The following is a 10,792-nucleotide window of genomic DNA, read 5'->3' on the forward strand; positions in this document are numbered from 1 at the left end:
GCCTAGCGGGCCGCATGCCCGATAGCTTTGACATCATCGTCGTCGGCGGTGGTCACGCCGGCACGGAGGCCGCCGCTGCCGCCGCGCGGATGGGCGCGCGCGTCGCCCTGGTCTCGATGCGGCGCGACATGATCGGGGCGATGTCCTGCAATCCCGCCATCGGCGGCCTGGGCAAAGGCCATCTCGTCCGCGAAGTCGATGCCTGCGACGGGCTGATCGCGCGCGCGGCCGATCATGCGGCGATCCATTATCGCATGCTCAATGCCAGCAAGGGCGCGGCCGTCCAGGGACCGCGCGTGCAGGCCGATCGGGTCCGCTATCGCGCGGCCATCCACGAACTTCTGGCGGACCTGCCCTCGCTGGAGATCGTCGAGGGCGAGGCGGCATCGCTTCGCCTCGGCGGGCCGGAGGGGCGCCGGGTGAAAGGGCTGGTGCTGGCCGACGGCCGTATGCTCGCTGCCCGCGCCGTGGTGCTGGCGACAGGCACGTTCCTCAATGCCCGCCTCCATTTCGGCATGCGTCATGTCGCCGGGGGGCGGGTGGGCGAGGGGGCATCGGTGCCGCTCGCCGAACAGCTCCGCGCGCTCGACCTGCCGATGGCCCGCCTCAAGACGGGAACGCCGCCCCGGCTCGACGGCCGGACGATCGACTGGGCGGCGCTCGATCGGCAGGAATCCGATGCCGATCCGTGGACGATGTCGCCGCTGGGCAAGGGCCGGGTCGCACCCCAGCTTTTCTGCGCGATCAGCCGCACCAATGCCGAGACACATGCGATCATCCGTGGCGGCCTGGATCGCTCGCCGCTGTTCGCGGGGGTGATTGAGGGGCAGGGGCCGCGTTATTGCCCTTCGATCGAGGACAAGGTGGTCCGCTTCGGCGATCGCGACGGGCATCAGATCTTCCTCGAGCCGGAAGGGCTCGACACGCATCTCGTCTATCCCAACGGCATCTCCACCTCGCTGCCGGAAGATGTGCAGATCGCCCTCGTCCGCAGTATCGCCGGGCTCGATCGCGCCGAGATCGTGCAGATGGGTTATGCCGTGGAATATGACCATATCGACCCGCGCGCGCTCGATTCCGGTCTCGCCGTTCGGGCGATGGAAGGCCTGTTCCTCGCCGGGCAGATCAACGGGACGACCGGTTATGAAGAAGCGGCCGCGCAGGGCCTCGTCGCCGGGATGAGCGCGGCGGCCTTTGCCGGTGGCACGCAGCCGATGCGCTTTGATCGCACCGAAAGCTATATCGGGGTGATGATCGACGATCTGACCTTGCATGGCGCTTCGGAACCCTATCGGATGCTGACCGCGCGCGCCGAATATCGCCTGCGCCTGCGTGCGGACAATGCGCCGACGCGGCTGACCGGCGCGGCGATCGCGGCCGGAATGGTGGGGCCGGAGCGTCGCGCCTGGTTCGAAAGCCGGATGGCCGCGCGCCAACGGCTGGAGGAGGCGACGACCGAGCGGCTCTCGGCCGATCGCATGGCCGATACCGGTGCGCAGGTGACCCGCGACGGGAGCGTGCGATCGCTCGGCGAATGGCTGCGCTTCCCCGGTGTCGGGGCGGACACGCTTCTCGCGCTTCGCCCCGCGCTTGCCGATATCGACGGCGACATCATCGCGGAGTTCCGCACCGATGCGCATTATGCGCCCTATCTCGCCCGGCAGGAGGATGAGATACAGCGGCTCAAGTCGGACGACGGCATTGCCTTGCCGGCCGACATGGATTTCGCCGGGATACCGGGGCTCTCCAACGAGATGGTCGAGCGGCTGGGAAAGGCCCGGCCGTCGTCGATCGGGGCGGCGGGCCGGGTGAGGGGGGTGACGCCCGCGGCGCTGGCCGCCATCCTCGTCCACGCCCGGCGCCGGGCGGCGGCATGACCGAGGACGAAGCGCGGCGCTGGCTGTCCGCCAATTTCGATGTTCCACGTGAAACATGGGACCGGCTCGAACGCTTCGTGGCCGAAGTCATCGCGGAAAACGAGCATCAGAATCTGATATCGGCGGCGACGATCCCGGAAATCTGGGCCCGCCATATCGTCGATTCCGCCCAGCTTCTGCGCCATGCGCCGCTCGGCCCCTGGATCGATCTGGGATCGGGGCCGGGCTTTCCGGGGCTGGTGATCGCGGCGATGGGGGATTTTCCCGTCACCCTGGTCGAATCGCGCCGCCGCCGCGCGGACTTCCTGGCCCGGACGGCGGAGCGCCTCGGCATTGCCAATCGCGTAACGGTGATCGACAAACGGCTGGAGCAGGTCGAAAGCCGGCCCTTCGCCGCGATCAGCGCCAGGGCCTTCGCCCCGCTGGACCGGCTGCTGCCGCTCGCCGCCCGTTTTGCCACGCCTGATACGATTTGGGTGCTTCCCAAGGGGCGGAGCGCGCAGGCGGAACTGGATACCGCGCGGATAACATGGCAGGGTGCGTTCCGGATCGAACCGAGCGTCACCGATCCGGAAGCCGGTGTCATCGTTGCCACGGATGTCCGGTCCAAGACCATCAGGCCAGGGAAAGCGCGATGATCCGGATTGCGATCGCAAATCAGAAGGGCGGGGTGGGCAAGACGACCACGGCCATCAACATGGCGACCGCGCTCGCCGCCACGGGATCGCGGGTGCTGCTGGTCGATCTCGATCCGCAGGGCAATGCTTCCACGGGCCTCGGCGTCGATCAGGCGGCGCGCGTGCGCTCCTCCTACGAACTGCTCACCGGCGACGCCAGCGTGACCGAAGCCGTGATCGCAACCAAGGTGCCGCGCCTCGATCTGATCGCCGCGACCGTCGATCTATCGGGGGCGGAGATCGAGCTTATCGATTTCGACAACCGCACCCATCGCCTCGATACCGCGCTGGCGGAGGCGCCGGCCGGGCGTTGGGACATCTGCCTGATCGATTGCCCGCCCTCGCTGGGGCTGCTCACCGTCAACGCGCTGGTCGCCGCGCAATCGCTGCTGGTGCCGCTCCAGTGCGAATTCTTCGCGCTCGAAGGGTTGAGCCAGCTTCTTACCACCATCGAGCGCGTGCGCGCGCGCTTCAATCCCGAGCTGCGCATCCTCGGCATCGCGCTCACCATGTATGATCGCCGCAACCGCCTGTCGGAACAGGTGTCGCAGGATGTGCGGGCAACGCTGGGGCCGGTGGTGTTCCAGACGGTCATTCCCCGCAACGTCCGCCTTTCCGAAGCGCCGAGCCATGGGGTTCCCGCCTTGATCTACGATTATCGCTGCGCCGGATCGGAAGCCTATATGGCATTGGCACGTGAACTGATCGCCCGCTTGCCCAAGATCGCCGCTAGCGCCGGAGTTGCGGCATGAGCGAGGAAGCGGCCGCCCGCCGCCGTCCATCCGGCCTCGGCCGCGGTCTCTCCGCCCTGCTGGGGGAGGCCGCGCGCGAACAGCCGATCGCCGCCGATGGCGAGCAGCGCGCCCCCGGCGTGCAGATCGTCGCCGTCGCCACCATTCGCCCGCATCCCGGCCAGCCGCGCCGCCGCTTCAACGAGGAAGCGCTGGAGGAACTCGCCCAGTCGATCCGCGCGCGCGGCGTCATCCAGCCGATCGTGGTGCGGCCGCACGGCACCGGTTTCCAGATCGTCGCCGGCGAACGGCGCTGGCGGGCGGCGCAGCGCGCGCAGCTTCACGAAGTCCCTGTCATCATTCGCGATTTCAGCGAGGCGGAGACGCTGGAAGTCGCGCTGATCGAGAATATCCAGCGCGAGGACCTGAATGCGATCGAAGAAGCGGAAGCCTATAGCCGGCTGATCCGCGATTATGGCCATACCCAGGAGGCGCTGGGCCGGCTGGTGGCGAAATCGCGCAGCCACGTCGCCAACCTGCTGCGCCTGCTCGACCTGCCGGCGCCGGTGCGGACGATGGTGGCCGATGGCGCGCTTTCCATGGGCCATGCCCGCGCGCTGATCACCGCCGCCGATCCCGAAACCCTCGCGCGCGAGGTGGTGCAGCGCGGGCTATCCGTGCGCGACACCGAGGGGCTGGCGCGCAAGGCCAAGGGCGCCACGGGCCGGGCGGCGGCCCAGATCGAGCCCAAGGCCGGCAACGATGCCGATATCGCGGCGCTGGAACGGCAATTGGGCGACATGCTGGGGCTGAAGGTCTCGATCCAGCATGCCGGGCAGGGGGGCACGGTGACGCTCGCTTATTCCTCGCTCGACCAGCTCGACATGGTCTGCCAGCGGCTGAGCGGCGAACCGATCTGACGGGCATTTCCGGCGGTTGATCCGGCCGATCCGCGTGGATCGGGCGCCTTGGCGCGGCCTGTCGCAATATGATGCTGTTGTGGGGCGCCGGTCGCGGCGGGCAGGCCATCGTCCGGCCTGACGCCGGCGCGTGACGGGCGTTCGACGCCGGGAACGCCGATTGCTTCCCGCCGCCGGCTCGCCCGCTCAATCGGGCACCGCCCCGGAAGCGGAAGGCCGCATTCGGGGCTGGTGCGCGCTGGACTTCACTGGTTTGCTCGCCGGATTTCGAACGGGCGGGACCCGCTCAGCCGATCGCAGGGAGGCGGATCAGAAGGGAACGTCGTCGTCGAGATCGTTGTCGAACGGGTTGGAGGGGCGCGCCGCGCCGCCGCCGGCCGGGCTGCCGCCCCGGTTGCCGCCGCCGAAGCCGCCACCGCCGCCCATGCCGGTCGATCCGTAATCGGGATCGTCATCGCCCCAGCCGCCGCCGGCACCGCCGCCCCGGCTGCCGCCGCCGCCACCTTCGCCGCGCCCGTCGAGCATGACGAGCTGGGCGTTGAAGCCCTGGAGGACGATTTCGGTGGAATAGCGATCCTGGCCGGACTGGTCCTGCCACTTCCGGGTCTGGAGCTGGCCCTCGATATAGACCTTGCTGCCCTTGCGCAGATATTGCTCGGCCGTGCGGGCGAGGCCTTCGTTGAAGATCGCGACCGAATGCCATTCGGTCTTTTCCCGCCGTTCGCCGGTGGCGCGATCCTTCCAGCTTTCGGAGGTGGCGATGCGCAGGTTCACCACCTTGCCGCCATTCTGGAAGCTGCGTGATTCAGGATCGCGGCCGAGATTACCGACCAGAATTACCTTGTTCACGCTGCCAGCCATGTCCGTCTCCCGATAACAGTCGCCTGCTCTAAGCATCGGGAGCCCGCGCTGCAATCCCGCCCGTTCCATCTTGCGGCACGGGCGGGATCGGGGAGCCTAGAAACCGATGTTGATCGAGGCGCGGAAGGCGATGGCGGCGTGGCCCTGCTGTTCCTCGGCGCTCAGTTCGCCGCCGGCGGTGAAGCCGCTATTGCCGCCGAGCAGCCTGAGGCGGCCGACCCAGCCGTTGGTGCGGTCTTCCGGCACCAGGGTGAAGGCCTCGCCATCGCGGAAGCGGGCGGTGGTGCTGCCCAGCTTGCCGCCGATGATCTGGCGGCGGCCGCCCTCGATCTCGGTGCGGAACCAGCCGGCGTCCGGATCCTTGCCACCGAAGTTCAGGCCGACGGCGACGGTGCCGTTGGCGGCGAACTCGTCGCTGGTGCGGCTGTCGACGATCAGGTTGAAGGCATCGCCGCCCCCGGTTTCGTCATAGCCCTTCTCATGCAGGCGGTAATAATCGATCGATCCCACCGGCCGCACGCTGACGCGGCCGAACTGCATCTCGTAGGAGGCGCCGCCCGCCGCCGAGAAGAGCGTGCCGTTCCATTTGCCCCTGGTCTGGCGGGTGACCTCCTCGTCCCCGAACGTGCCGGCGAAATCGCGCCGGCCCTTGAACTTCACATAAGCGCCGGATGCGCGCGCGAAGGTGTGGAGGGCGCCGAAATCGGCCCGCCAGTAACCGGCCAGCTCGAACTGGTTGGACTGGACCTCGTTGTCCGTGCCGCCATCGGCATCCTTGCCGTAGAGATAGGCGAGCGACACGCCGAAATTGCCGAAGCCGTCCGTCTTGGCCTCGGCGCCGCCGGAGGCGCCCCAGCCGGTGATGTCGTAGGAGGCGGTATCCCCCAGGCTCTTGGACGTGCCCCAGGCCACCTGCTGCAGCCAGAAGCCCCAGCCGCCCTGATCGGCGAAGGGCGCGCGCGGATCGGCGAGCATGCGGGCGCTGGCGCGCGAACCGGAGGTCACCGCCTCGAACGTGCCGCCGGCATGATCGGGCAGCATCTGGCGGAGCTGGCGGCGGAAGCGATCGCCATCGGCGATGTCGAGGAAGGCGCCGGCGATCTTGGCGTCCTTGTCCAGCACCTTGAACACCGCGTCATAAGCGGCGGCCTGCGAACGGTTGAGGCCAAGCTCGGTCGCGTTCTTGCGCTGGATGTCGATCGCCAGCTCGTTGGCGTTGGCGCCGGCGACCACGCTGCTCTTGAACATGTAGGGCAGCGCCGTATCGGCCGAGGCGAGCTGATCGCCGCCGGTAACGCTGCCGGCGCGCAGGAAGGTGTAGACGCCTTCGGAATCGGAGACGTTGGCGAGCTTCACCACCACCTTCGATCCGGCGGCGAAGCTGGCGTCGCCCGCGACCTGGTAGAGCGTGCCGGTGCCCGCCGCGCCATCGACGTTGACGCGGATCGCGCCAGTGCCGCCCACGTTGAGCGAGGCCAGGGCGACGGCCCCGGTGTTGGCGAGATCGAGCGTGCCGCCCGCGACGTTCACCGCCAGCCCCTGCGAGCCGGCGAGCGTGCCGCTGAACCGGGCGGTATCGCTGAGGGTGAGGCTGTCCGTCCCGCCGCCAAAATCGGCGGTGCCGCTGAAGATCGACGTTCCGGACAGCGCCATGACGTCATTGCCCGCGCCGAACTCCGCCTTGCCGGCATAAGCGGCGTCGCCCGAAAGCTGGAGCCGGTTGGCGCCCGCGCCGAAGCGGGTCGTTCCCGAAACCGCGCCGTCGGCGATGTCGAGCGTGTCCGATCCCGCGCCGAAGAGGATATCCCCCTGGATGGCCGGGGCAGCGGCGCCCTGGGCGGCGGCGATCTGCTTCACGGTGGTGCCGCCATTATTGGCGGACAGATCGATGGCGACGTTGCGATCGGAGGTGGCGAGCGCGCCGGTGGCGACGATCGAGCCGCTATTTTCGACGAGGGTGACGGTGCCGGCCTTGTCGACGATGGCGGTGGCGGCGCCGTCGGCGCTGCCGGCCGAGGCCTTGATCTGGCCACTGTTGCGGATCGTGCCGACATTGGCGCCGGCATCGATGCGGATCGCGGTGGCCTTGCCCTCCGCGCCGGTGCCCGATCCCGCGCCGATGCCGCCGCTGTTGCGGATCTCGGCCACGGTGGCGCCGCTGCCGATGCGCAGGCCGGTGGCGGACGATCCCGCCCCCGCGCCGGTGGCGGTGATCGTGCCGCTCACCGTCATCCCGCCGGCGATGGTGACCGCCTTGCCCTGTCCGCCGATCACCATGGCATTGCCGTCGATGCCGGCGAAGACGCCGTTGCCCGCGATCGCGCCTTCGACGACGAGGCCGTGGCCGTTGGCGTTGCCCGCCACGGCGCCGATGGCGACGTCCTGCGCGGCCGATCCGATCTCGACCGCCGCGGCGGAGCCGTAGGAGGTGATGGCGGCCGTGCCCTCCTTCGAATCCTCGATGCCGTCCTTGTCCTCATCCTTGTCGTCGGGATTGGTGTCCTTGGGCGGGGCGGCGAAGACGATCCCGCCCGCGACGTTGCCGGCGACGCGCACGGCCGGCCCGCCCTGGAGCAGATCGTCCGCATCGAGCTTGCTGGGATCGGAAACCGAGGTGCTGCGATAGCCCGTCGCCGTGATGGCGCCCTGCACCACCATCGCCCCGCCGACATTGCCGTCGACGGCGAGGCCCACCGAATTGGCGCCCTGCACGTTGATCGCGCCCTGCACGCGGACATCGCCGCTCACGTCGCGGGCGCGGATGCCGTAGCCATTGTCGCCGATCACGTTGATCGAGCCGCTGTTGGTGAGCGATCCGGTGAGCGTGCCGCCCAGCACGATGCCGCCGGAATTATTGCCCTCGATCGCGATGGTGCCGCCGTTGACGATATTGCCGGTCATCGCGCCCGCGGTGCGGATGGCGAAGCGGTTGCTGCCCTGCGCCAGCGGACCATCGAGGTCGCCGTCCTTGTCCGTATCGGTGGGCGCATAGGTTTCGTCTATGGTGATCTTGCCGCTGTTGGTGATCGTGGTGGTCATGCCATCGTTGACGAGGATGCCGGTCGCGTCGTTCACGTCGCTGAAGGTGATCGCGCCTTCGTTGGTGACCTTGTTGGCGCTGTTGACGGTGACGGCCGCGCCGCTGGCGGTGGGGACGATCGATCCGGCGCTGCTGATCTTGATGTCGTCGGCGGCGCCGGAATTGACGGTGGCCGTCGCCACGCCCGCCGTGCGCTTGTCTCCAATGGTGGTTTCGGCCTGGACGGGGGCGGCCAGGATGAGGAGGCCGAGCGGTGTAAGGCAGGTCGTGGCAAGAAGGCTGCGCATCGAAGAACTTTCCCTTTTCCCTCGCGGCGGATTCTTCGTCTCCGGGATAGAAGACGAGACCGGCCGTCATGGCGAAGACGGTGCCGAAAGCACGGAACCTTGATCGTGCGCCACAGAAATCGTCTTTGATGAGTATTTGGAAATGCGCGGAAAGCGGATTTCCGCGTGGGGCCTGCTCAGAAGTGCGCGTCGAGGCCGAGGCGGACCGTGCGCGGCCGCAGGGGCGTGATCTGGTCGATACGGTTGATGAGGAAGGGCGTGCCGAGCGCGAAGCGGTTGCCGACCGCGTCGGCGAGGTTGGTCAAGGTGAGCGTGACGCCGAGATCGGGCCGGCCGATGCGGACGCTGAGCGCGGTATCGACATAATCGCCCTGCGCCTCCCCCAGGATCGGCCCCACGCCCAGCCGCGACCGGCCGACATAGCGGAGGTTGGCGCCGACCCGGAGATCGAGATCGTCGGTGAGGATCGCGCGATAGTCCACGCCGCCGCGCGCGGACCATTCCGCCACGTTGGGAAGCTGCGACAGGCGGCCGAGCGTGATGGCCGGCGCCGGATCGCTGACCTTGCTGTCATTGTAGATGATGGCGGCGTCGATGCCGAGCCCGGCGAACGGCCGCCAGCCGGCATTGGCGGCGATGGAATAGATCCGGCCGTCGCCGATATTGGCGGTGGTGGGCAGGCCGGTGGCGTCGATATAGTCGGCCTGGATGTCCTGCCAGCGCGTGTAGGAGAAGCTGGTCGCGAGCATGAAGGCGTCGCCCGGCCCGCCGTGGCGGAAGCCGCTTTCCCAGGTCTTCACCTGATCGCCCTTGAAGCGGCGGACGAACTGGTCCTCGATCGCCAGGCCGCCGGGGCGGAACCCTTCCTGATAGCGCAGGAAGAAGACGAGATCGGGCATAAGCTGCGCCGACAGGGCGAGCGAGGGCGAGACGTTGGTTTCGCCGCGCGCCGCGCGCAGCCGCGCATTGGCGGCGGCAAGCTGGAGCGCGGCGCCCTCGTCCTGATTTTCCGGCGCCAGATAGGGGAGCGCGATGTCCACGCCCTCGCCCGACAGGCGGGAATGGGTGACGCGGCCGCCGGCGGTGAAGGTGAGATCGCGCAGCACCTCCACGCTCGCCTCGCCATAAGCGGTATATTCGCGGATGCGGTTGATCACGCCGGTCAGCGGGACCGCCAGCCCGTCCGGCCCCAGCGAACGCCGGAGCTTGGCGCGATTGTCGAGATAGCTTGCCCCCACCACCCAGCCGAAGCCGTCGCGCGTCGGCCGCGACAGCCGGGTCTCGTGCGAGAAGAAGCGGGTATTATTATGCTGGGTGAAGGCCATCGGCACGCCTTCGGCGACACCCGCGACCCGCACCGCGAGCAGCGGCCACAGCCGGTTGATCGCGGTGCCGTCGTCTGCCGGGCCGTCGGGCACGGTCGCGTCATAACGTTCGCCCAGCTTCTGGCGGGCGATGCCGGTGGAGGAGACGAGGCGGAGATCGTCCCAATCCTTCGTCACCACCAGATCGCCGAGCGCATAGCTGCCGTCGAAACCCTGGTCGACCCGGGTGGACCGGGTGAGGCGCGGGCCATCGCGATCGGCATATTGGCTGTCGGCGCCGTGAATGTCCTGATAGGTGGCGCCGATATCGATCGTCCAGCCATCGCCCGGCGCGATCCGCAGCGTGGCCCGGCCGCCATAGGTATCGGTGCGGTTGACGTTCTTCCGGTCGAGCAGCGGATTATCGATATAGCCGCCTTCGGTGACGCCGTAGCCGACGAGGCGCAGCGCCATATTGTCGTCGGCCATCGGGAGGTTGATCATGCCCCCGATATCCGCGCCGGGATCGCCATGCTGGGTGAGGCTGGCGCCGGCCGAGAGCGCGCCTTCGAGCATGCCGGGCCGTGGCGCGTTGCGGACGACGCGGATGATGCCGCCCAGCGATCCCGCGCCGTAGAGCGTGCCGTTGGGGCCTTCCAGCACCTCGACCTGGGCGATGTCGTAGAGCTTCAGATCGGGATCGGGGGCGTTGTAGCTGAGCCGCACGTCGCCGAAATATTGGCCGACCGTCGCCTGCGTGGGGCCGGTGAAGCTGGAATCGGCGATGCCCCGGATGAACAGCTTGTTGCGCCCCGCGCCGAGATGGGTGGAGGACAGGCTGGCAAGCCGCGCCAGGATCGAATCCGTGCCGCCTTCCCCGCCGAAGGCCAGATCCCGCCCGTCGATCATGTTGACGGTGGCCGGATAATCGCCCAGCCGCGCGTCGCGCTTGCTGGCGGTGACGATGATGTCGCTGCCGCTTTCCGGGGCCGGGGCGGGCGGGGGAGCCGCCGCCGGCGCCCTTTGCGGCGCGGGGCGGGCCGCGGCCGCAGGCGCCGCGGCGACGATCCGCCAGCCGTCGCCGGGCAGCGCGAC

Annotated in this window: 7 protein-coding genes; 4 read left to right on the forward strand and 3 right to left on the reverse strand. The window is 68.8% G+C overall.

Features of this window, described 5'->3' with window-relative positions; translation table 11 throughout:
- The first annotated feature begins 14 nt into the window (after window positions 1-14).
- From mnmG to CV103_RS00755, 4 genes are read left to right on the forward strand one after another with little or no spacing between them, the layout of a single operon-like run.
- The gene (mnmG, locus tag CV103_RS00740) at window positions 15-1,877 is read left to right on the forward strand and encodes a tRNA uridine-5-carboxymethylaminomethyl(34) synthesis enzyme MnmG (protein WP_107393610.1); all 1,863 of its coding nucleotides are present in this window, start codon (window positions 15-17) and stop codon (window positions 1,875-1,877) included.
- The gene (gene rsmG, locus CV103_RS00745) at window positions 1,874-2,515 is read left to right on the forward strand and encodes a 16S rRNA (guanine(527)-N(7))-methyltransferase RsmG (protein ID WP_107393611.1); all 642 of its coding nucleotides are present in this window, start codon (window positions 1,874-1,876) and stop codon (window positions 2,513-2,515) included. Before mnmG ends, rsmG begins: the two co-directional genes overlap by 4 nt.
- A complete protein-coding gene (locus CV103_RS00750; RefSeq protein ID WP_107393612.1) occupies window positions 2,512-3,306 on the forward strand; it encodes a ParA family protein in 795 nt (264 codons plus the stop codon). The genes rsmG and CV103_RS00750 overlap by 4 nt, the downstream gene beginning before the upstream one ends.
- Window positions 3,303-4,205 (forward strand): ParB/RepB/Spo0J family partition protein, encoded by a 903-nt coding sequence (locus CV103_RS00755; protein WP_015458750.1) that lies wholly within the window; start codon window positions 3,303-3,305, stop codon window positions 4,203-4,205. The genes CV103_RS00750 and CV103_RS00755 overlap by 4 nt, the downstream gene beginning before the upstream one ends.
- Window positions 4,206-4,514: 309 nt before the next feature.
- On the opposite strand, the gene ssb is transcribed toward CV103_RS00755, so the two are convergent.
- From ssb to CV103_RS00770, 3 genes are all read right to left on the reverse strand, one after another.
- Window positions 4,515-5,066, reverse strand: a complete 552-nt coding sequence (ssb, locus tag CV103_RS00760) for a single-stranded DNA-binding protein (protein WP_041864874.1) — start codon at window positions 5,064-5,066, stop codon at window positions 4,515-4,517.
- Between the two features lie 96 nt (window positions 5,067-5,162).
- Entirely contained in the window at window positions 5,163-8,393 is a 3,231-nt protein-coding gene (locus tag CV103_RS00765) for an autotransporter outer membrane beta-barrel domain-containing protein (RefSeq protein WP_107393613.1), read from the reverse strand.
- 176 nt (window positions 8,394-8,569) lie between these two features.
- On the reverse strand, window positions 8,570-10,792 hold a 2,223-nt coding region (locus tag CV103_RS00770; RefSeq protein ID WP_107393614.1), incomplete at its 5' end, for a TonB-dependent receptor.

The sequence above is a fragment of the Edaphosphingomonas fennica genome (assembly GCF_003034225.1).
Lineage (GTDB): Bacteria > Pseudomonadota > Alphaproteobacteria > Sphingomonadales > Sphingomonadaceae > Sphingomonas_E > Sphingomonas_E fennica.

What these genes read in the sequence shown, in the direction of transcription:
- mnmG (WP_107393610.1), top strand. Translation starts at nt 15, where the DNA reads ATGCCCGATAGCTTTGACATCATCGTCGTCGGCGGTGGTCACGCCGGC.
- rsmG (WP_107393611.1), top strand. Translation starts at nt 1,874, where the DNA reads ATGACCGAGGACGAAGCGCGGCGCTGGCTGTCCGCCAATTTCGATGTT.
- CV103_RS00750 (WP_107393612.1), top strand. Translation starts at nt 2,512, where the DNA reads ATGATCCGGATTGCGATCGCAAATCAGAAGGGCGGGGTGGGCAAGACG.
- CV103_RS00755 (WP_015458750.1), top strand. Translation starts at nt 3,303, where the DNA reads ATGAGCGAGGAAGCGGCCGCCCGCCGCCGTCCATCCGGCCTCGGCCGC.
- ssb (WP_041864874.1), bottom strand. Translation starts at nt 5,066, where the DNA reads ATGGCTGGCAGCGTGAACAAGGTAATTCTGGTCGGTAATCTCGGCCGC.
- CV103_RS00765 (WP_107393613.1), bottom strand. Translation starts at nt 8,393, where the DNA reads ATGCGCAGCCTTCTTGCCACGACCTGCCTTACACCGCTCGGCCTCCTC.